The 21,086-nt window shown below is 59.5% G+C and carries 21 protein-coding genes; 11 read left to right on the top strand and 10 right to left on the bottom strand.

The window, feature by feature from the left end; genetic code table 11:
- Window positions 1–30: 30 nt before the first annotated feature.
- Window positions 31–1,449 (bottom strand): sensor histidine kinase, encoded by a 1,419-nt coding sequence (locus ACFVTJ_RS15230; RefSeq protein WP_386909220.1) that lies wholly within the window; start codon window positions 1,447–1,449, stop codon window positions 31–33.
- A gap of 250 nt (window positions 1,450–1,699) precedes the next feature.
- Window positions 1,700–3,748: a methyl-accepting chemotaxis protein gene (locus ACFVTJ_RS15235; protein ID WP_386908722.1), complete on the bottom strand. Its 2,049-nt coding sequence runs from the start codon at window positions 3,746–3,748 to the stop codon at window positions 1,700–1,702.
- A 351-nt stretch (window positions 3,749–4,099) separates the two neighbouring features.
- On the opposite strand from ACFVTJ_RS15235, the gene rpmH reads away from it, so the two are divergent.
- From rpmH to yihA, 4 genes are read left to right on the top strand one after another with little or no spacing between them, the layout of a single operon-like run.
- Window positions 4,100–4,237, top strand: coding sequence for a 50S ribosomal protein L34 (gene rpmH, locus ACFVTJ_RS15240; protein ID WP_003493611.1), 138 nt, complete (start codon window positions 4,100–4,102; stop codon window positions 4,235–4,237).
- Window positions 4,238–4,272: 35 nt separating this feature from the next.
- The gene (rnpA, locus tag ACFVTJ_RS15245; protein WP_386908724.1) at window positions 4,273–4,656 is read left to right on the top strand and encodes a ribonuclease P protein component; all 384 of its coding nucleotides are present in this window, start codon (window positions 4,273–4,275) and stop codon (window positions 4,654–4,656) included.
- Window positions 4,656–6,455 carry a membrane protein insertase YidC gene (yidC, locus tag ACFVTJ_RS15250; protein ID WP_386908726.1) on the top strand — a complete coding sequence of 600 codons (1,800 nt, stop codon included), beginning with the start codon at window positions 4,656–4,658 and terminating at the stop codon, window positions 6,453–6,455. Before rnpA ends, yidC begins: the two co-directional genes overlap by 1 nt.
- Window positions 6,452–7,105, top strand: a complete 654-nt coding sequence (yihA, locus tag ACFVTJ_RS15255; RefSeq protein ID WP_386908728.1) for a ribosome biogenesis GTP-binding protein YihA/YsxC — start codon at window positions 6,452–6,454, stop codon at window positions 7,103–7,105. Before yidC ends, yihA begins: the two co-directional genes overlap by 4 nt.
- 12 nt (window positions 7,106–7,117) lie before the next feature.
- Here yihA and ACFVTJ_RS15260 read toward each other — a convergent pair whose 3' ends face one another.
- Entirely contained in the window at window positions 7,118–7,495 is a 378-nt protein-coding gene (locus ACFVTJ_RS15260) for a hypothetical protein (protein ID WP_386908730.1), read from the bottom strand.
- A gap of 257 nt (window positions 7,496–7,752) precedes the next feature.
- Between ACFVTJ_RS15260 and argB the strand changes: the two genes are divergently transcribed.
- Entirely contained in the window at window positions 7,753–8,637 is an 885-nt protein-coding gene (argB, locus tag ACFVTJ_RS15265; RefSeq protein WP_386908732.1) for an acetylglutamate kinase, read from the top strand.
- A gap of 45 nt (window positions 8,638–8,682) precedes the next feature.
- Here the strand turns inward: argB and ACFVTJ_RS15270 are convergent, their stop codons facing one another.
- On the bottom strand, window positions 8,683–9,600 hold the full coding sequence (locus tag ACFVTJ_RS15270) for an EamA family transporter (RefSeq protein ID WP_386908734.1): 918 nt from the start codon (window positions 9,598–9,600) through the stop codon (window positions 8,683–8,685).
- 106 nt (window positions 9,601–9,706) lie between these two features.
- Here ACFVTJ_RS15270 and ACFVTJ_RS15275 point away from each other — a divergent pair, with 106 nt between their 5' ends.
- Together ACFVTJ_RS15275 and ACFVTJ_RS15280 are read left to right on the top strand one after the other, a co-directional pair.
- Entirely contained in the window at window positions 9,707–10,420 is a 714-nt protein-coding gene (locus ACFVTJ_RS15275) for a pyrimidine 5'-nucleotidase (protein ID WP_386908736.1), read from the top strand.
- Window positions 10,421–10,520: 100 nt separating this feature from the next.
- Window positions 10,521–11,096: an EF-hand domain-containing protein gene (locus tag ACFVTJ_RS15280; RefSeq protein ID WP_386908738.1), complete on the top strand. Its 576-nt coding sequence runs from the start codon at window positions 10,521–10,523 to the stop codon at window positions 11,094–11,096.
- Between the two features lie 130 nt (window positions 11,097–11,226).
- Here the strand turns inward: ACFVTJ_RS15280 and ACFVTJ_RS15285 are convergent, their stop codons facing one another.
- Both ACFVTJ_RS15285 and ACFVTJ_RS15290 read right to left on the bottom strand, forming a co-directional pair.
- A complete protein-coding gene (locus ACFVTJ_RS15285) occupies window positions 11,227–11,484 on the bottom strand; it encodes a DUF1150 family protein (RefSeq protein ID WP_279654816.1) in 258 nt (85 codons plus the stop codon).
- Between the two features lie 56 nt (window positions 11,485–11,540).
- A complete protein-coding gene (locus ACFVTJ_RS15290) occupies window positions 11,541–11,966 on the bottom strand; it encodes an Hsp20 family protein (RefSeq protein ID WP_386908739.1) in 426 nt (141 codons plus the stop codon).
- A 205-nt stretch (window positions 11,967–12,171) separates the two neighbouring features.
- Here ACFVTJ_RS15290 and ACFVTJ_RS15295 point away from each other — a divergent pair, with 205 nt between their 5' ends.
- Entirely contained in the window at window positions 12,172–13,116 is a 945-nt protein-coding gene (locus ACFVTJ_RS15295) for a nucleoside hydrolase (protein WP_386908741.1), read from the top strand.
- 69 nt (window positions 13,117–13,185) lie between these two features.
- On the opposite strand, the gene ACFVTJ_RS15300 is transcribed toward ACFVTJ_RS15295, so the two are convergent.
- Window positions 13,186–15,513 (bottom strand): methyl-accepting chemotaxis protein, encoded by a 2,328-nt coding sequence (locus ACFVTJ_RS15300; protein WP_386908743.1) that lies wholly within the window; start codon window positions 15,511–15,513, stop codon window positions 13,186–13,188.
- Between the two features lie 168 nt (window positions 15,514–15,681).
- On the bottom strand, window positions 15,682–16,542 hold the full coding sequence (locus ACFVTJ_RS15305; protein WP_386908745.1) for a TIGR00730 family Rossman fold protein: 861 nt from the start codon (window positions 16,540–16,542) through the stop codon (window positions 15,682–15,684).
- Between the two features lie 142 nt (window positions 16,543–16,684).
- Here ACFVTJ_RS15305 and dapD point away from each other — a divergent pair, with 142 nt between their 5' ends.
- Genes dapD through ACFVTJ_RS15320 form a run of 3 tightly spaced genes read left to right on the top strand, consistent with a single transcriptional unit; the run spans window position 16,685 to window position 19,330 of the window.
- Complete coding sequence (gene dapD / locus ACFVTJ_RS15310) at window positions 16,685–17,539, top strand: 2,3,4,5-tetrahydropyridine-2,6-dicarboxylate N-succinyltransferase (RefSeq protein WP_063949809.1); 855 nt, start codon at window positions 16,685–16,687, stop codon at window positions 17,537–17,539.
- A 14-nt stretch (window positions 17,540–17,553) separates the two neighbouring features.
- A complete protein-coding gene (dapE, locus tag ACFVTJ_RS15315) occupies window positions 17,554–18,750 on the top strand; it encodes a succinyl-diaminopimelate desuccinylase (protein ID WP_386908747.1) in 1,197 nt (398 codons plus the stop codon).
- Complete coding sequence (locus ACFVTJ_RS15320; RefSeq protein ID WP_386908749.1) at window positions 18,734–19,330, top strand: hypothetical protein; 597 nt, start codon at window positions 18,734–18,736, stop codon at window positions 19,328–19,330. The genes dapE and ACFVTJ_RS15320 overlap by 17 nt, the downstream gene beginning before the upstream one ends.
- Window positions 19,331–19,348: 18 nt before the next feature.
- Here ACFVTJ_RS15320 and truA read toward each other — a convergent pair whose 3' ends face one another.
- Both truA and fmt read right to left on the bottom strand, forming a co-directional pair.
- A complete protein-coding gene (gene truA, locus ACFVTJ_RS15325; RefSeq protein ID WP_386908750.1) occupies window positions 19,349–20,149 on the bottom strand; it encodes a tRNA pseudouridine(38-40) synthase TruA in 801 nt (266 codons plus the stop codon).
- A complete protein-coding gene (gene fmt / locus ACFVTJ_RS15330; protein WP_386908752.1) occupies window positions 20,149–21,084 on the bottom strand; it encodes a methionyl-tRNA formyltransferase in 936 nt (311 codons plus the stop codon). The genes truA and fmt overlap by 1 nt, the downstream gene beginning before the upstream one ends.
- Window positions 21,085–21,086: the final 2 nt, after the last annotated feature.

The raw sequence follows: 21,086 nt of genomic DNA on the forward strand, positions 1-21,086 counted from the left end.
GCTTTTCATGCCTGCTGCCGGCAGGGTTTTTCAGGCGGTTCTGGCAGCCTGTACCGAGGCGGCACGGTCGGCGATTTCGATGCGGAACTGTGTGCCGGGGCCGGGTTTTTCGACAAGCGCGATGGTGCCGCCATGGGCGAGCACAAGTTCACGGGCAATGACCAGCCCGAGGCCCGTGCCGCCGGAGCGGGCCGACCCCCTGAAGGCGGAGAACAGGTTTTCCCTGGCCTTGCGCGGCATTCCCGGCCCATTGTCGTCTATGACGATGCTGACGACGCTGCCGGTCCTCTGGGCTGAGATGGAAAGATTCCTTGGCGCCGCATTCGTCGTGTCGGATTGCAGGGCCTGGACGGCATTGCGGCAGAGGTTGTGGATTACCCGGAAAAGCTGCTCGGAATCCGCATCCACCGTCAGATCGGGCGGAACGCCGTCGTGAAACTCGATGCCGCTATCCGGATCGAGCGCCAGAATATCGCGCACATCCCGCACCAGCAGGCTCAAGGGCACCATCTTGCGTTTCGGCGCCCCTTCCGTCGCCTGACCATAGGCCAGAACCTCACCCGTATAGGCCACGGCACGGTCGATGGTGCGTAGCAGTTTCGGCGCGAAACTTCTCACCATCGGGTCCTTGGCATCGACCAAGCGGTCCGACATAAGCTGTGCGGAGGACAGGATATTGCGCATGTCATGATTGATCTTCGAGACAGCAAGGCCGAGATCCACGAGGTTCTTCTGCTGCCGCAGCGTTTTCTGCAGCTCCGTCTGCATATCGGCGAGGTGGCGGCCTGCCACCGACAATTCGTCCGTTCCCTCGTCAGGCACGAAAATCCGCTCGGGATTTCCCGGATCCTCGGAAAAATTCTGCATGCCGAGCGTCAGCCGGCGTATCGGCCGGATCATGATGCGGTTGATGGAGACGAAAATCAGGACCGCAGTGACCAGCGACAGGACAATGGAAATCAGGAAAACGTTGCGGGCATAGGCAAGCATTGCCGCCCGCAGCTTGTTTTCACCCAGCACCAGCTCAATGATCGTATCGCTGTCTCCCACCACGTCGAAGACGCGGATGACGCGGTTGCCACCGAACAACAGGGTGGAAAAGGCATCCCGCACCGCCGCAACCTGCGAAACATCGGAAAGATCATATTGCTCGTCGACGCCGGGCGGTGTTTCCGCCACGGCGAGCAGGCGCGACGTGCCGTCCTTGCGCAGGGCGATAAGCTTCGCTCCGGTCGCCATGAGCGTGTCGTTCTGCACGCTTCGCGGCAGTTCGGCCTGCAGGCCATCGATGACAGCACCGGCGGCGGCGGCCGTGTTCAGGCGATCGCGCAGCCAGGAAAGACGCATATTGGCAACGGAAGGCACGAAGATCAGCACTTCGGCGATCATAACGAAAATCACGGTGAGCAGCAGCAACCGTCCAGAAAGACCTGCGGTCAATCCCGGCATGCAATGCACCGGATCGTCTTGCGTGCGGTCCAAGCTGTCTACGCCTTTAGAAAACACCGGGCCATGATCCTGTATGCGCGCCGCTGCTTGCGTGGAACGGCTCGGTTTATATGCAGTAGCGATAATAGGACCTAATGGATATTTTTCCAATGCACTGCAAAACAAACGTTTTCATTGCCGGAAAAACAAACGCCGCCCGAACAGGGCGGCGCTGGATGGTAAACTATCTCCGGCGAAACGGCAGGTCGTCTTAGAATTCCTGCCAGTCGCCGTGCGTCGGGGCTGCGGCTGGCTGGGCATTGAGCGCGCGGCTGACGCTGTTCATCAACTTGCGGGCCGGAGACGCCACGGCCGCCGTCCTGCCGGAGACCGCAACCGGCCCGACCGATGCTGCCGTCGGCCGCAGAGGCTGCTCGATACGGTGGCTGCGCTGCACCGTATCGCTGCCGACATTGAAACGCGTCACCAGTGTTACGAGATGCTCTGCCTCGCTGCTCAGCTTGTGGGTCGCGGCCGAGGTCTCCTCCACCATGGCGGCGTTGCGCTGCGTCACCTGGTCCATCTGGTTGATGGCGGTATTAACTTCATGCAGTCCGGTGGACTGCTCCCTGGCAGCCGTCGCGATCGAATGAATGTGCTCGTTGATCGCCAGAACGCGGGTTTCGATTTCGCTCAAGGCGCTACCGGTTCTCTGCACCAGCGACACACCGCGTCCGACCTCTTCGCCGGATTTGGTGATCAGCGCCTTGATGTCCTTGGCAGCCGTTGCCGAACGCTGCGCGAGTTCGCGCACTTCCTGGGCGACGACAGCGAACCCCTTGCCGGCCTCGCCTGCCCGCGCCGCTTCCACACCGGCATTCAGCGCTAGAAGGTTGGTCTGGAAGGCGATCTCATCGATGACATTGATGATCTGGCTGATTTCCCGCGAGGCGTGCTCGATGCGATCCATGGCGGAAACGGCGTCGCGCACGACGTTGGCGGATTCTTCCGTCTTCTGTTTGGTTTCGGCCACCATGGCGCTGGCTTCCTGCGCACGGTCGGTGGAATTGCGCACGACAGCGGTGATTTCGTCCAGTGCTGCAGACGTTTCCTCCAGCGCGGCTGCCTGCTGTTCCGTCCGCTTCGACAGGTCGTCGGCCGCCGAACGCAGTTCGCCCGCGTTGCCGCTGATGCCTTCCGTGCTGCCGCGCACTTCCCGCATCGTTTCCCGCAGCTTGTCGAGCGTGTCGTTCACATTCGCCTGGAGTTCAGCGAACACCCCGCGGAACTCGCCATCCATCCTGCCCGTGAGGTCACCGCGCGCCAGACATTCGATGACGCGGCTTGTCTCGGACACGCCATTATGGACGCCCGTGAGCAGCGAATTGATCGTCGCGGCGAAACGGTTGAGGTTATCGTCGCCATAATCCTTGGTGATGCGCCGGCTGAAATTACCCTGGGCCGCAGCGTCGACAACGATGGCCATGCCAGCCTGCAGTTCGTCGCTCTTAGCTCGCATGGCTGTCTCCTGGGCATGCATGCGGCGCACCTCGCGGCCATTCCGCTTGAAGACCTCGACGGCAGCAGCCATTTCACCGATCTCGTCGTTGCGGCCGAGATAAGGAACGTCCGCATCCAGATTTCCATCGGCAACAGTATTCATCACCTGCGAAACCCTGCGGATGGGCGCGCTGAGCTGTCGCGTTCCAATGTAGATGCCAAAGACGGCACCGGCGCCCACACCTGCAACCGTCACAGCGACGATGATCCAGAATATGGTGGTGCTGAAGGAATCGACGCCCGCCTTTACGACTTCCAGTTCGGCGAGATCGTTCTTGACGACACTGTCGATTTCAGCCTGATAGGCCTTGCGGTTGGCGCGGTTCGCCTCGTTGTTGCCCTGCTGACCCGCAGCCTGCGGCCCGCTTTCCTTCGCCAGGCGGGCGGTCTCCAGGCGGAAGGTTCGGAATTCCTTTGACCGGCCGACAAGCTTGTCGAAATTCGCCTGCTGTTCTGCCGGCACCAGCGGAGCCCAAGCGGCAATCAGCTTTTCCATGGCGTCGAGGTTTTTAACAATGCCGTCCGCAAAGGGGGTGGCTGCGGCAATGTCTGCCGCAGCGTAAACGCCGCGCGCTTCCATGACGACCGCCGTTACCAGACGATTGAGCGCCTCACCCTTGTAGGCTCTTTCGGCTGTTTCCTCGAAATGATGCGACCGAACCCAGAATTCGTTGATCGCATAGATGGACAGACCGCCGATGGAACAGGCCACAAGGCTCATCAGCCCGACAAGAAGATTAATACGACCGCGAATTCTCAATTTCGTTCCCCCCAACAAAAACCAGCCACGCGATGAAATGGGAAGCTGGCATAACTTTTCGCGTCACAAGATTTATCAATCGGGCGTTAAGAAAGAATTTCGGATTTTATTGATTGCCCGTCAGAATCAGGCATGACCAGCAGTCGGCGAAGAAGATGGCGGTGCGTTTTCCGCAAAAGGTGAAGTGCTAAAACCCCTTCGGCAATTGACTTTGCTCGGCCTATGCCCTTATAAGCCGCGCACGCTCGGCCATTGAAAGCTCGCCCAGGCGGGGTTAGCCGTGCAAAAAACGAAACGCTCTTGCAAATAATTGCAAATTCAAGAAGGGCCGCACACCGCGGTATTAAATAAATGTCGAAGCGTACCTACCAACCGTCCAAGCTTGTTCGCAAGCGTCGTCATGGTTTCCGTGCCCGCATGGCTACTGCCGGCGGCCGCAAGGTTCTCGCAGCCCGCCGTGCGCGCGGCCGCGCTCGTCTGTCGGCTTAATTGCCGATCTGTGGCCCGATGAAAGTCGTGGGCACATGAGCGAGACTAAAAAAAGCCCCGGCCGGCTTAAAAACCGGTCGGAGTTTCTTGCCGTTCAGACGGGGGAAAAACGGCGGGGAAGCACCTTTCTTGTGGAAGTGCTTGACCGGAAAGCCCCGGAAACCGAGCCTCGCGTCGGTTTTACCGTAACAAAAAGACAAGGCAACGCGGTCGAGCGAAATCGCATGCGCCGCCGTCTCAAGGAAGCCGTCAGGCTTTCTGCCGGGGTCGCAATGAAGCCCGGTCATGACTATGTGATTGTCGCCCGCCGGGACGTTCTCGATACCGCCTTTCCAAGACTTCAATCTCTCCTCATCGAGCGCATTGAAGGAACGGCGAAACCGAAACGGTCCCAGGAGACCCGCTCCAGGAAAGAATGATGGAAAAAAACCGTAATTACTTCATCGCGATAGCCCTTTCGGTTGTCATCGTCCTCGCCTGGCAATTCCTTTACATGAATCCGCGTATCGAGCAGCAGCGCCGCGCCGAAGAGGCCCGCCAGGCGCAGCAGCAGACGACGCAGCAGCAGGCGGCACCGGGTGCCGCACCCGGCGCGACCGTTGAAGGCGCACCGCCCGCATCCTCCACGCAGGCAGCCGCCACGGCGACCCGGGAAGAGGCGATCGCCAAGACCCAGCGCGTCACCATCGACACCAACGCCATTGCGGGTTCGATCAACCTGACAGGCGCCCGTTTCGATGACATCCGGCTCAAGGGCTACCATGAGACCGTTGATGACTCGAGCCCGATCATCACCCTCTTCTCGCCCGCCGACACCAAGGACGGTTACTTCACAGAACTGGGTTACGTGGCAGCACAGGAAGTCGGCGGCGTTCCTGGTCCAACGACCGTCTGGACGCTGGCAAGCGGCGACAAGCTGACGGAGACCACCCCGGTCACCCTGACCTACACCAACTCCAAGGGTGTCGTTTTCTCGCGTACGGTTTCGATCGACGAGCATTACATGATCTCGGTCACCGACAAGGTCGAAAACCCGGGACAGGCCGCGATCTCGCTTGCGACCTACGGCCGCGTGACGCGCAACAACAAACCGGTAATTCCCCCTGTTTTCGTTATCCATGAGGGCTTCCTCGGCGTTTCCGGCAAAGACGGCAGCCTCACGGAAAAGAAGTACAAGGATGTCGAAGAAGAGCCTGTAACGGTTGCAAAGGCCACCGGCGGCTGGCTCGGCATCACCGATAAATATTGGGCCGCTGCCATCGTTCCGCCGCAGATGACCCCGTTCGAGACGCGCTACTCGCACATCACCGGCAATCAGCCGAGCTATCAGGCCGATTTCAAGAGCGATACGATGACGGTCGAAGCTGGCCAGTCCATCGAACTGAAAAGCCTCGTCTTCGCTGGCGCCAAGGAAGTGCCGCTGGTCGATCGCTATGAGACCGCCTACTCCATTCCGAAGTTCGACCTTCTGATCGACTGGGGCTGGTTCTACTTCATCACCAAGCCAATGTTCAAAATGATGGATTTCTTCTTCCGTTATTTTGGCAATTTCGGCGTGGCCATCCTGCTCACCACCATCGTCGTCAAGGCGCTGTTCTTCCCGCTCGCCAGCAAGCAATATGCATCCATGGCGAACATGAAGCGCGTTCAGCCGAAGATGGAGGAGCTGAAAGCCAAGCATGGCGATGACCGCATGGCCATGCAGCAGGCGATGATGCAGCTCTACAAGGAAGAGAAGATCAACCCGGTTGCCGGCTGCTGGCCGATGCTCTTGCAGATCCCGGTCTTCTTTGCACTCTACAAGGTCATCTACGTCACCATCGAAATGCGCCATGCGCCGTTCTTCGGCTGGATTCACGACCTGTCCGCGCCCGATCCGACGTCGCTGTTCAATCTGTTCGGCCTTCTGCCTTACGACGTGCCGCACTTCTTGATGATCGGCGTCTGGCCGCTCGTCATGGGCATCACCATGTTCCTGCAGATGCGCATGAACCCGACGCCGCCCGATCCGACACAGGCAATGATCTTCACCTGGATGCCGTTGATCTTCACCTTCATGCTGGCCTCCTTCCCGGCTGGTCTGGTTATCTACTGGGCATGGAACAACACGCTCTCCATCAGCCAGCAGGCGCTCATCATGAAGCGTCACGGTGCCAAGATCGAACTGTTCGATAATATAAAAGCGCTGTTCAAGCGAAAGCCGGTGCAATCGAAATGAGTGAGACCGGCACAGCAACCGAAAAGCCCCTGTTCGGGCGACCCTGGATTTTCATTCGCGGCGTTCCCGCGATGAAATTCCTGCCGCCCGAGGGGCCGCCGGAGATTGCATTTGCCGGTCGCTCGAATGTCGGCAAGTCCTCGCTCATCAACGCCTTGGTGGGTCACAAGGGGCTTGCCCGCACCTCCAACACGCCCGGACGCACCCAGGAACTGAACTATTTCGTTCCTGAAGGTTATTCCGGCGAGCCGGGCGACCTGCCGCCGATGGCGCTGGTCGACATGCCGGGTTACGGCTATGCGCAGGCGCCAAAGGATCATGTCGACGCCTGGACGAAGCTCGTGTTCGACTATCTGCGTGGCCGCGCGACGCTGAAGCGCGTTTACGTGCTGATTGATTCCCGCCATGGCGTCAAGAAGAACGATGAAGAGGTCCTGAGCCTGCTCGACAAGGCGGCCGTGTCCTATCAGGTCGTGCTGACGAAGACGGACAAGATCAAGGATGTCGGCGTTCCCCGGCTGATTGGCGAAACGCTGGAGAAAATCCGCAAGCGTCCGGCTGCCTATCCCGAAGTTCTTGCCACGTCGTCGGAGAAATCCTTCGGGCTGGACGATCTGCGCGCCGAGATCGTCAGGACGGTTTCGCTCTAAGGCACTTTCGCGTCAGGCGATGGTGAAAAGCAGAACGGCGGTCCAGAGCATCGCCGTCAATGCGAGAAGACGCCAGAAGCGCACCGAATTCCAAATCTCCATCAGCATTGCGCCCAACAGGTGGCGCGTGCGCAACGGCTGCCCCCTGAAGGGAAGACCTCCGGTCATCGGGTTGCGCTTGAGCAGCGTCGCCACGGCAACCTTTTCCCGGTGATCCGTTTCTGCGAGATTTTCGTGCCATCGCTTAACCATGGCTGCAAACTGGCGGTCGCGCTTCAATCGTTTGGTCAGTTCCGCCACATTTTCCGGCGGAAGGGCACCCAACACAAATTTTCCGGCAAGAACCTCGTCCTGTAAGCCACTTTGCTTGTCTTTATCGGGTGCCGTCATGTCGCTCACATCTCCTCGCGTTTCAGACCCGCACCTTAAACAACGTGCATCATGGCCCGAATTACCCCTCCCCTTCTAGTGACAAAGCTGGTCCCATTGGCCGTTTATGTCAATCTCATAACAATGCTTCAGAGGCCAAAAAAAGAAATTTGATCGCTGCGACACAATAAGGCCCGGAGGTTATTTCATCCGTTGAAAACTTGCTTTAGAGCGGTGACAGGCTTTCAACGGCCGCAACCACAGACCGAGGTTTTTAGATGACGTCTTCCGAAAGCGAAACTCAGGCGCGGCTGCTCGCACAGGCTCTGCCTTTCATGCAGAAATACGAGAACAAGACCATCGTGGTGAAATATGGCGGTCATGCCATGGGCGATTCCACGCTTGGCAAGGCATTCGCGGAAGACATCGCGCTGTTGAAGCAATCGGGTATCAACCCCATCGTGGTGCATGGCGGCGGCCCGCAGATCGGCGCGATGCTGGGCAAAATGGGCATTGAATCGAAATTCGAGGGCGGCCTGCGCGTTACCGACGCCAAGACGGTCGAGATCGTTGAAATGGTTCTGGCCGGCTCGATCAACAAGGAAATCGTTGCCCTCATCAACCAGACGGGCGAATGGGCGATCGGCCTGTGCGGCAAGGATGGCAACATGGTCTTCGCCGAAAAGGCGAAAAAGACCGTTATCGATCCGGACAGTAATATCGAGCGCGTGCTTGATCTCGGTTTCGTCGGTGAAGTCGTGGAAGTCGACCGCACCCTGCTCGATCTGCTCGCTAAATCGGAGATGATTCCAGTCATCGCACCGGTCGCCCCTGGCCGCGATGGCGCCACCTACAACATCAATGCCGATACTTTCGCAGGCGCCATTGCCGGCGCGCTTCACGCCTCGCGCCTTCTGTTCCTCACGGACGTGCCCGGTGTCCTCGACAAGAACAAGGAACTCATCAAGGAACTAACTGTCTCCCAGGCGCGCGCGCTTATCAAGGACGGCACGATTTCCGGCGGCATGATCCCGAAGGTCGAGACATGCATCGATGCCATCAAGGCTGGCGTTCAGGGTGTGGTGATCCTCAACGGCAAGACGCCGCATTCCGTGCTTCTGGAAATCTTTACGGAAGGCGCCGGCACGCTCATCGTGCCCTGATGCGTTGGAGTGGCGGATGGCAAGCCTGTCCGCCACCTCTGGTATTCAGCCGAATGCGAGAAGCGACAGCACACCAACGACAATCAACAGGCAACCGGACAATTCGAGCCGGTTGATCTTCTCCTTGAAGAAAAGCACGGTTGAGGCGAAGGCAAACAGCATCTCCACCTGCGCTAGTGCCTTCACCACGGCGGCCTGCTGCAGGGTCATTGCCGTAAACCAGCCGAATGAGGCCGTAGCGCCCACGAAACCAACGGCAAGCGACGGTTTCCACACCCTGGCGATACGCCGCAATTCCTCCCGCTCGCGCCAGATGATCCAGAGGAACATCGACACCGTCTGCATCACGATCACGACAACGAGGGTGAAGCCCGCCTGCATCATCGCATCCGGGGCAGGCAGGCTTGGTGCAAGCGCCAGCGATGCTGATCGATAGGCAACCGACGACAGACCGAAGAATGCACCCGAGGCGAGACCGATACCCGCTGTCTGGCTGAAGATCGAGGTCAGGAAGGAAGCGGGCGTTACTTCCGTGCGCGCTACTGAAATCAACATGACGCCGGCGACCGAAATCGCTATCGCCACCAATGTACCGCCAGTGACGCTTTCACCGATGAAGATGAGAGCAAACAGCGCCGCCTGCGCCGGCTCGGTGCGGGAATAGGCCGTTCCGACTGCGAAATTGCGGAAGGAGAACAGGTGTACCAGCAGGAAAGTGGCGGCGATCTGCGCCATGGCCCCGACCGTTGCCCACACGGCAAAGGCCATGTTCGGCACCGGCAGCGGCCTGCCGAGCCCGAGATGCAGAAAGGCGAGATAGGCGAGAGCGAAAGGCATGCCGAACACGAAGCGCACAAACGTCGCACCCGTGGTGCCCATCATGCCCTTGAGGTGCTTTTGCAAAGTCGAGCGCAGGTTCTGCAGGAACGCGCTTGCGAAAGTAATGCCTATCCAGAGTTCCATGGCTTTGGCGGTATCATGCGCGCGAGGCCGCAGCCAAGGCCGAATTTCTGATCAATCGTCCTCTTTTCGATTTTCTTCCGCATTCGAAACAGGCATAAAGCTGCCCATGGACACAAAGCCGAAAAACCTGCCCGAAGTCGCCGATTTCGCCCATGTCAGCGAATGGGTCTTCGACCTCGACAACACGCTCTATCCGCATCACGTCAATCTGTTTTCCCAGATCGACCGCAACATGACGGCCTATGTGGCGGAGCTTCTGAAGCTCGACCCCTACGAAGCGCGCGCCTTGCAGAAGCGTTTTTATCACGACCATGGCACCACGCTGCAGGGTCTGATGATCAATTACGGTATCAGCCCGGACGAATTTCTGGAACGCGCCCATGCCATCGACTATTCGGCGCTGAAACCGCACCCGGAACTCGGCGAGGCTATCAAGGCTTTGCCGGGCCGCAAGTTCATCCTCACCAATGGCAGCGTCAAACATGCCCAGGCCGCCGCCAGCGCGCTCGGCATTCTCGATCATTTCGAGGACATTTTCGATATCGTCGCCGCCGGTTACCTGCCGAAGCCGGCGAGCGCGACCTACGAGAAGTTTGCAGCACTTGCGAAACTCGATACGAAAAAGGCTGCGATGTTCGAGGATTTGCCACGCAATCTGGCGGCCCCGAAAGCGTTGGGCATGAAAACCGTGCTGCTCGTGCCTTCAAATCTTGAGGGCGTCATCATGGAACGCTGGGAGATCCCGGCCGTGACGGATGAGCATATCGACTACATCACCGACGATCTGACCGGGTTCCTGACGAAAACCATCGCCCGCTGAGCCCCGAACATTACCGAAGCTTCATCCACCTTACGGATGTTTAAGTGGTGGGGCATGCTGCACGTCACTATCTTTTCTTCAGGGACACCGAAGAAAGGTAATGACGATGAACACACGCAAAATCGCCCTGTCTGCTCTTGGCGCAGCCCTTGTGCTCAGCACGGCCGCAACGGCCAGTTTTGCCGCGCCCGGCAAAGGCCACAAGGATCGCATGCCGTTCCGCCCGGAATTGATGTATATTCACCTTCTGAAGGTGGCCGATACCAACAAGGACGGCAAGATTTCCAAGGAGGAATTCACCGCCCGTCAGGATGCTCTCTTCGCCGAGATCGACAAGGACAAGGACGGCTCGATCACACCGAAGGAAATGCGCGAATATCGTCAGGCTAAGATGGAAGCCTTCCGTGCCGCCCATCCGCGCCCCGAGCGCGAGGATGCCAAGGCGGAAGACGGCAAAGGGCCCGACGGCAAGCGGGCTGAACGCGAAAAGGTTTGGGGCAGGCATGGCGGCAAGGGCGCAGCCTTTGCGATGATCCGCTGGGCCGATACCGACGAGAACGGACAGGTCAGCAAGGCCGAGTTCACCGCAGCCGGTGAAAAAATGTTCGAGCGGCTGGACAGGAACAAGGACGGCGTCATCTCCATTGATGACATGCCGGATCGCCCTTTCCTTTGATCCCATAAAACATAAAGCCCGCTCAACCGGCGGGCTTTTTCTTTCCAGAGCACTTTCCTAAGCGCGAAAACGCTCTCTCGTTTTGCAGCATTTCCGAACGGAAAACCGGGTTGAGTTTCCCGGAAATGGTCTAGTGCAGGCTGACGGTTCTGAGATCGTCTTCCGCGGCCTTGAAAAAGGTGCTGGAACGGTTGTCTGTCAGGAGGATAGGCGTACCATCCGCGCCGAACAGGGCCCAGAGATCCAGCTGCGGATCGAGATCGGGCGCTTCCGGGAAACAGCGGCTAACGTCTTCCGCACGGATCTTTCGGATATATCCCACTTCTCCTTCACCGATATGGGCGAGCTGGGACTGGGTGAGACGCGCATGCGCTTCTTTTAAGAGCATATTTCAGCCTCCTTCTTCACGCCGAGCGATTCATGTCCGATTCCGGCGTTCATGGTCTACTCTGAGACGGAAATATTAATTTTCTTTACCACGTTTGAAATTTCAGGCCGGACCAGATCGATGGAAAGAAGACCGTTGCGCAGCCGGGCTTCCCGCACCTGCATACCATCGGCAAGCACGAAGACCCGCTGGAACTGGCGCGCCGCGATGCCGCGATAGAGAAAATCGCGCTTTTCCTGTTCCTGCTGGCGGCCTCGGATGACGAGCTGGTTGTCAGCCGTCGTCACATCCAGATCGTCCTGCGAAAAACCGGCGACGGCGATGGTAATGCGCAGACGCTCAGGAACCTCATCGCCGCCAGGCAAACGCTCGATATTGTACGGAGGGTAGCCGTCATTGGCCTTCGCCATGCGCTCCAGCGTTTTTTCCATGGCATCAAAACCCAGCAAAAGCGGGTGGGTGAATGGCGTCATGCGGCTCATATCTCTTCTGTCCTTGCAACCAAGCGACGTTTCGCGGTCCCGCTTCCGGCAACCTTGCCGGTCAATCGCACCGGCTCCCGCAATATGGGAAGCCGCCTCGCGTTACGCAAGTCGAAACGCCGGCAAAGGCAAGCGGGTGGAATGAGGCTTGACAAGTGAGCACCCGCCGCTCGAAAAAAGCGCTCATCTCAACGGCGGACAAGACATGGCAGAACGCAGAAAAATCATCATCGACACCGATCCGGGCCAGGACGACGCAGCGGCAATCATGCTCGCTTTTGGAAGCCCGGAAGAAATCGAAATTCTTGGATTGTGCGCCGTTGCCGGCAACGTTCCGCTGAAACTGACCAGCCGCAACATCCGCATCATCTGCGAATTGTGCGGCCGCACCGATGTTCCGGTCTATGAGGGCGCAGAGAAGCCGCTGGTGCGCAAGCCGATCACCGCCGAACATGTTCACGGCAGCACTGGTCTCAACGGCCCGGTTCTCGACGAACCGATCATGGAGGCGCAGAAGCAGCACGCCGTCGACTTCATCATCGAGACGGTGATGCGGGAACCCGAGGGGACCGTGACGCTCTGCACCCTTGGCGCATTGACCAACGTGGCGCTGGCACTTCTGAAGGCGCCTGAGATCGCCGATCGCGTCAAGGAACTGGTGATGATGGGTGGCGGCTTCTTTGAAGGCGGCAACATCACCCCGGCCGCGGAATTCAATATCTATGTCGATCCGCAGGCCGCCGATATCGTCTTCCGCTCCGGCATGCCCATCGTCGTGATGCCGCTGGACGTCACACATCAATTGCTGACGACCAAGGCGCGCGTCAGCCGCATTCGCGAAATCGGCACGCGCCCTGCCATCGCCATGGCGGAAATGCTGGAGTTTTTCGAGCGTTTCGATATCGAGAAATACGGTTCTGACGGCGGTCCGCTGCATGATCCGAGCGTCATTGCCTATCTCATCAAGCCCGAACTGTTTAAGGGCCGCGAGTGCAATGTCGAGATCGAGGTCCATTCCGAGCTGACCATGGGCATGACCGTGGTGGACTGGTGGCATGTTACCGAACGTCCCGCCAATGCCCGCGTGATGCGCAATGTGGATGCCGACGGCTTCTTCGAGTTGCTGACCGAACGTTTCGCCCGGCTCTGATCCGGGAAGGGACAAAAAGGGCCGCTGGAAAAACCAGCGGCCCTTTTTATTTGAAGCGGGAATGGCCGATCAGAATTCCGTCCAGTCATCCTGCGCCAGGGCGTTTGCACCGCTGGTTCTCGGACGGGCACGGGGAGCCGCGGCGGGAGCCCTTGCCGGAGCAGCGGGCGCACGCATTGCCGCTGCCGTGGCGCGCAATTGCTGGCTTGAATGGCCGCCGGAGACCACGAAACCGGCAACAAGCGATTTCAGGGTTTCGGCTTCGCTGTTCAGCGTCACGCTGGCCGCCGTGGTTTCCTCCACCATCGCGGCATTCTGCTGGGTGACCTGATCCATCTGGGTAACGGCGGAGTTGATTTCCTTCAGGCCCACCGCCTGCTCGCTGGCCGAGGCAGAGATTTGCCGTATCAGCTGGTTGATCTGCAGAACCTGATCGGCGATCTTTCTCATCGTCTCACCAGCCTTGCCGACCAGCTGAACACCCTCACCCACCTGCGTGGCCGAGGTGTTGATGAGGCCCTTGATCTCCTTGGCAGCAGTTGCGGAGCGTTGCGCCAGTTCGCGTACTTCCTGTGCGACAACGGCAAAGCCCTTGCCCGCATCACCCGCGCGGGCCGCTTCCACCCCGGCATTCAGTGCCAGAAGATTGGTCTGGAAGGCGATCTCGTCGATGACGCCGATGATGCGAGAGATTTCCGCCGAAGATTGCGCAATGCCCTGCATGGAGTTCACGGCCTGCTGCACGACCTCGCCAGACTTGCCGGCGTCTTCACAGGCATGGCTGACGGCGCCAGCTGCCTCTGCGGCATTCTCCGCGCTAGAATTGACCTGTGCGGTGAGCTCGTTAAGTGCGGCAGCGGTTTCTTCGAGGCTTGCGGCCTGTTGCTCGGTGCGGTGGGAAAGGTCGCTGGCGGCGCGGGTGATCTCACCAGTGCCATTGCCGATGCTGACCACGGTGGTGTTGACCGTCGAGACCGTTTCCTCAAGGCTGGCGAGAGCGGAGTTGAAATCCTCGCGCAGCTTTGCATATTCGCCCGGGAACTCGTCCTGAATGCGGTAGGTCAGGTTGCCCTGCGACAGGGCATTCAGACCGGAGCCGAGAACGCTGACGATGTGCTGCTGCATGCGGCTGTTTTCGTTGCGTTCAAACTCAGAGCGCTGGCGCTCCGTTTCGGCGTGACCGCGCTGGGCGGTGGCTTCGGCTTCCATTTCACGGATGCCAGCAAGCTTGGCACGGAAACCTTCAAGCGCTGTGGCAACCGAACCCGTTTCATCCTGACGGTCCTGACCGGAGACCGGCACATCGTAGCGACCGTCGCTCAAAGTCCGGACGTCGGCAACGAGGGATGCAAGCGGGTTACGGACGAAATAACGGACGGCAAAATAAAGCGCTGCAATGACGGCGGCAAGAATGACGATCGCACCGATGATCATCAGATAGGTCTGCTCCTGAACCGGAGCATTCAAGGCTTGATGGGGAATATCGACAAGGACGACCCAGGTTGCGTTGAGACCAGGAACGGCGAAGGGATAAACGAGACGGTTATATGGCGCGTCGGTATCGAGGCCAAGATTTTCGATGAGGCCCTGCTTGCCGGAGGCGAGCGCACTCTGGACGGTGCTTGCGCCTTCTCCGTCATAGGCCTTCATGTTCTGCTCAGGCGTCGGCGGCACCAGCCACTGGCCACCCTGCGAGACAAGGGTGACACGACCGGTTTCGAAAGGATGCAGCGCCTGCAGTTTCTGGGTGAGCGAGGCGAGTGAAATATCGACACCGGCCACACCGATCATCTTGCCATCCGACATGACGGGATAGGCAAGCGAGGTCATCGTGGTCGGCACTTCCGTGCCTTCGGCGAGGTAAGGTTGGGTAATTGCACCCTTGCCGGTCTTGGCGGCCAGCGCATACCACTCCGCCGCATAATCGTTCTTGAAGGTAGAGAACTGAATGTCGCCCTTCTGGGTCTTCGACCAGTAGGGCGCAAATGCGCCGTTTTCATTGGTGCCGAGATCGAGCCTGCCCGCAATCTCCTTGCTCTGCCCGTCAAAAAGGCCAAGCTGCTCGCAAAACCAGCTGCCGAAGGCAAAGGCGTTCTGCTCGACATTGGCCTTGAGGATGTTGACGATACCGGGACGATCCATCGATTTGGCCTGATGCGCACGGCCGATGACACCGGCCATGGAGCGCGCGGCGCTGCCGAGTTCGCCGACATCGGCAGCGATGACGTTCGCGATCGCCCGGGCTTCCGTATTGGCCTGATCCACGGTGAGCGCATGCACGCGCTCGCTGGTCTGGAAGATGAGGAAAGAATTGGATGCAACGAGAACCGTGGTGATGGCACAGCCGGTTACGAGGATCAGCTTGGTCGCAAGCGACTTCACTTTGAGATTGAACATTTCGGCCCCAAATGGAAATCGTCAACCCGAAAGAGCTGACGTCAACGGATGACAATCTCCGTCATGGAGGCCCGTCCGCGTGGGGACAGTGCGCTGCAGCGCGACGGGGCAAAATTAGAATATGATTGCTAATTAAGCCCTAATATTACTTCGCCGCGCTAGGCATCTTCAATGTTCGTAGTAGTCGGAAATGATTTTCCAGGCATCGTCCGCCGTTTCGGCAAAGTGCAGAAGATTCATATCTTCGGGAGCGATGGTGCCGAAATCCGCCAAGAACTCGAAATTGACGACGGATCGCCAGAACTTTTCGCCAAAAAGAATGAGAGGGATCGGGGCCATGCGCTTGGTCTGGATCAGTGTCAGAGCCTCGAAAAGCTCGTCGAGCGTGCCAAAACCACCGGGGAAAACCACCACGGCCTTTGCCCGCATCAGGAAGTGCATTTTCCGGATCGCGAAATAATGGAAGTTGAAGCTGAGTTCCGGCGTCACATAAGGGTTGGGCGCCTGCTCGTGCGGCAAAACGATATTGAGGCCGATAGAGGGGCCACCTGCGTCCATGGCGCCTCGGTTACCCGCCTCCATGACGCCGGGACCGCCACCGGTGACCACCACATATTCCAGATGACCGGATTTCGCGCCGTAGTCGGTGCAAAGCCGGGCGAACTTGCGCGCTTCGTCGTAATAAACCGCGGATTGTTCCAGATTGCGCTTCTGCGTTTCGTTGCGCGCCGCCCAGGCCTCACCGCCCGGTTCGGGAATGCGGGCGCCGCCGAACATCACGACGGTGGAATTGATCCCGCGTTCGGTGAGCGCCATTTCCGTCTTCAGAAGCTCGAGCTGCAGTCGGACGGGGCGCAATTCCTCACGGCAGAGAAAGTCCGTATCCACATAGGCCAGCCGGTAAGACGGAGAATCCGACTGCGGCGTTTTGACAACGACCTCGGCCTGCTGCTTGTCCACAGCACTGCGCTTCAAGGGGTCCCATGCCCCGTCCTTGCGCCGCAATCTGCCGTTTTTCAGTCGTGTCATTTCCATGCCTTTCGTCTGACGCGCCAAATCACCCAAATCACATTGACGCCTTTCCAACACTCCCTTAGATCAAATGGCCAAAGCCTTCCAGCGGCGCGGGCCATCCGTGACCAGACCACACGCGACATTCAAGGAATTTTCCATGAGCCTTACGGATCTCTCTTCTCTCGAAACCATCATCGAAACCGCCTTTGACAATCGAGATGGCGTGAACGTATCGACGAAGGGCGAGGTTCGCGACGCCGTGGACACATCTCTTCAACTTCTCGACAGCGGCGAGGCGCGCGTGGCCGAGAAGCAGGCGGATGGCAGCTGGAAGGTGAACCAGTGGCTGAAGAAGGCCGTGCTTCTTTCCTTCCGCCTCAATGACATGGAAATCGTGACGGGTGGGCCGGGCGAAGCCACCTGGTGGGACAAGGTCCCCTCGAAGTTTGAAAACTGGGGCGAGAACCAGTTCCGCGCTGCCGGTTTCCGCGCCGTGCCGAACGCCGTCGTGCGCCGCTCGGCATATGTTGCCAAAAACGTCGTGCTGATGCCCTCCTTCGTCAACCTCGGCGCCTATGTCGATGAAGGGACGATGGTCGATACCTGGGCAACGGTCGGCTCCTGCGCGCAGATCGGCAAGAACGTCCATCTTTCGGGCGGCGTCGGCATCGGCGGCGTTCTGGAGCCGCTGCAGGCCGGCCCGACCATCATCGAGGATAATTGCTTCATCGGCGCCCGTTCGGAAGTCGTCGAAGGCTGCATCGTGCGTGAAGGCGCGGTTCTCGGCATGGGCGTTTTCATCGGCAAGTCCACCAAGATCGTCGACCGCGCCACCGGCGAAATCACCTACGGCGAAGTCCCGCCCTATTCCGTCGTCGTTGCCGGCACCATGCCGGGCAAGCCTTTCCCGAACGGCGAGCCGGGCCCCAGCCTCTATTGCGCCGTGATCGTCAAGCGCGTCGATGAAAAGACCCGCTCCAAGACCGGCATCAACGAGCTTCTGCGCGACTAATAAAAGCTGATACCATGACCACGACCGATCCCGTTGCCAATCTCGCCGCCCTTATCCGTTGCCCCTCGGTGACGCCTGCGGAAGGCGGTGCGCTTTCCCTGCTCGACAGCCTGCTTTCGCCGCTCGGTTTTGCGGTGGAACGGGTGATGGCAACGGAGGCGGGAACGCCTGACGTGGAGAACCTCTATGCCCGGCTCGGTACCGAAGGTCTGCATCTGATGTTTGCGGGCCATACGGATGTCGTGCCTGTGGGTGACGAAGCCGCATGGAGCCATCCGCCGTTCTCGGCAGAGATTGCTGGCGGAGAAATGTACGGTCGCGGTGCGGTGGACATGAAGGGCGGTATCGCCTGTTTCGTGGCAGCCATCGCCCGCCATATTGAAAAACACGGCAAACCGCAGGGTTCCGTCTCTTTCCTGATCACCGGTGACGAGGAAGGTCCGTCGATCAACGGCACTTCCAAGCTGCTGGAATGGGCTGCTGCCAAGGGCGAGACGTGGGACGCCTGTGTCGTCGGCGAACCGACCAATCCCGATCAGCTGGGCGACATGATCAAGATCGGCCGCCGCGGCTCGCTCTCCGGCCGGATCACGGTCCACGGCGTGCAGGGCCATGCCGCCTATCCGCATCTCGCCGACAACCCCATCCGTGGTCTGCTGCAGCTCACCCACGCGCTGATGCATCCGGCCTTCGATCACGGCACGGATGATTTCCAGCCGTCCAATCTGGAAGTGACGACCGTCGATACCGGCAATGCCGCCACCAATGTCATCCCGGCGCGGGCGACAGCCGCCTTCAATATTCGTTTCAACGATAGCTGGACGGCAGAGAGCCTCAGGGCGGAAATCATCCGCCGCCTCGATGCCGCTGCGGCAGACGGCGAGCTTCGCCCTGACCGGACTCCGGTCAAATATGAACTCGTCTGGGCAGATCGTCCGAGCCATGTGTTCCTGACCCGCAACAATGCGCTCATCTCATCGCTGTCAGACGCGGTTGAAGCCGTCACCGGCAAGGAACCGAAGCTTTCGACCACCGGCGGTACTTCGGATGCGCGCTTCATCAAGGATTATTGCCCTGTCGTGGAATTCGGTCTCGTTGGGCAGACCATGCACATGGTCGATGAACGCGTGGCCGTTGCCGATCTCGAAACGCTGACGCGCATTTACGAGACCTTTATCGAACGCTGGTTCGCCCATGCCGACGGCAAGTGAAGTCAGGCTCTATCTGACAGGCCTGTGGCTTTTGCTGCTCGGCGACCATAATGGTGCGCGATATCTGGATCTGACCGAGCGTGGTATGTGGCGGTCCTTCTATTCCGCGCTCTGGTGCCTGCCCGCCATGTTGGTTTCCTGGCTGTGGTTGCGCGCGGCCTTTCTCGCAAGCTACCCGCCGGGAACCGGAACTGGCTTCATCTTCTTCTTCCGGTTGGCCATGGTCGAGGCCATCTGCTGGATCGTGCCGCTGCTGTTGATCGGCATGCTGCTTTATGCCTTTGGCGCCCGCGAAAAATTCGCGCCGCTCGTCACCACCATGAACTGGCTGTCGCTGCCCTTCTCCTATGCCTATGCGGTTCTGATCCTGATCGCGTTCTTTCTGCCACCACTGCAGGGGCTGATCGCCATTCTCTGGCTGGCACTGCTTCTGTCGCTGGTTTTCGCCTTTTCGCGGATCGTCAGATTCTTCATCCGCGACCAGTCGCTGCTCGTTTCGGCAATCGTCATGACGCTGTTGGTGCCCGCCATGTTGCTGTCGGAAGCATTGCAACGTTTTCTCGGTGTCTACCCCGCCTGAGAGGCGGCGGGCTTTTGGTCAGTCCGCGTCTTCCGCCATTTCGATTTCCGGTCGGCGGCGCGGCGGAATGACCTCGGGATAATCGACCTGCATGAAATAAAGACCATCGGGCGGTGCGACGGGGCCGCAGGCCTTGCGATCCCGCGCCTCCAGTGCAGCACGCACGTCGTCCGGGGTCATGCCGCCTTCGCCCGCCAGTTTCAACGTGCCCGCGAAAGAGCGGATCTGATTATGCAGAAAGCTCTGCGCGGTGGCACGAATCTCAATGAGATCGCCGTTGCGGGTCACGTCCAGCCGGTCGAGCGTACGCACCGGGCTGTTCGCCTGACAATGGACTGAGCGAAAGGTCGTGAAATCATGCCGGCCGACCAGCATCTGGGCGGCTTCATGCATGCGCTCATGGTCCATGTCCTTCGATACCCACCATGCCCGCCTGTGCTCCAGCGCCAGCCGGGATTTGCGGCAAATGATGCGGTAGAGATAATGGCGGCGCAGCGCTGAAAAACGGGCGTCGAAATCCTCCGTCACGGCGGCGGCATCGAGAACAGCCACGGCCTCACCCGCCATGGCCAGATGCGCGTTCAAGGCATTGCGAAGCTTATAGGGCTCCCAATCGCGGGAAAGATCTACATGGGCGACCTGGCCAGCGGCATGCACACCGGAATCGGTACGGCCCGCGCCGCGAATGGAAACGCTCTCCCCGGTCAATGACCGGACGGCAGCCTCCAGTGCGCCTTGAACGGACGGGCCGTTCTCCTGCCTCTGCCAGCCGTAATAGGGCGTGCCGTCATATTCGACGGTCATGCGGAAACGTGGCATCAGCCAAGCCTCGTCATGACCGGAACCGGGGTACCGCGCACGAAATCGGCCGCCGACATCGGCTTACCGCCGGCCTTCTGCAAACGGGTGAGCCGCACAGCCCCGCTGCCGCAGGCGATGGTGAGGGTATCGTCGAGTGCGGCGCCCGCTTCCCCCATGCCGCTGGCCAGTTCGGAGGAAAGAACCTTCACGCGCTCGGATTTGCCGCCGATATCCATCTCAAGCCACGCCCCCGGAAAGGGCGAAAGGCCGCGAATATGATTATGCACATCCTGCGCCGGCCTTGAAAAGTCGATACGGGTCTCGCCCTTGTCGATCTTTGCGGCGTAGAGCACGCCCTCTTCCGCCTGTGTGACGAGGGGCAGGTCGCCGGCTTCCAGCTTCTCCATGGCCTGCCGCATCAACCGAGCGCCTACCAGCATCAGCCTGTCATGCAGCTCGCCGGCCGTCATGTTCTCGCCGATCGTGACCTTTGCCGTAAGTGCAACAGGGCCGGTATCCAGACCCTTTTCCATTTTCATGACCATCATGCCGGTCTCGGTGTCCCCGGCCATGATCGCCCGCTGAATGGGGGCAGCACCGCGCCAGCGCGGAAGCAGCGAGGCGTGACCATTGTAACAGCCGAGCCGCGTGCCCGAGAGAATGGCCTCTGGCAAAAGCAGCCCATAAGCCACGACAACAGCTACATCGGCGTTGAAGTCCCGGAATTGCTGGCGACCTTCCTCGGCCTTGAAATTCAAGGGTGTCAGTACCGGTAAACCCAGCAGTTCCGCAGCCTGGTGTACCGGCGATTTCTGGAGATCAAGGCCGCGACGGCCGCCGGGACGCGGCGGCTGGGTGTAGACCGCGGCGATCTCGTGACCGGCTTCCGCCAATGCACGCAACGTCGGAACAGAAAATTCCGGCGTGCCCATGAATATGATGCGAAGAGCCATTG

This window comes from Agrobacterium sp. NPDC058088 (assembly GCF_042885035.1).
Lineage (GTDB): Bacteria > Pseudomonadota > Alphaproteobacteria > Rhizobiales > Rhizobiaceae > Agrobacterium.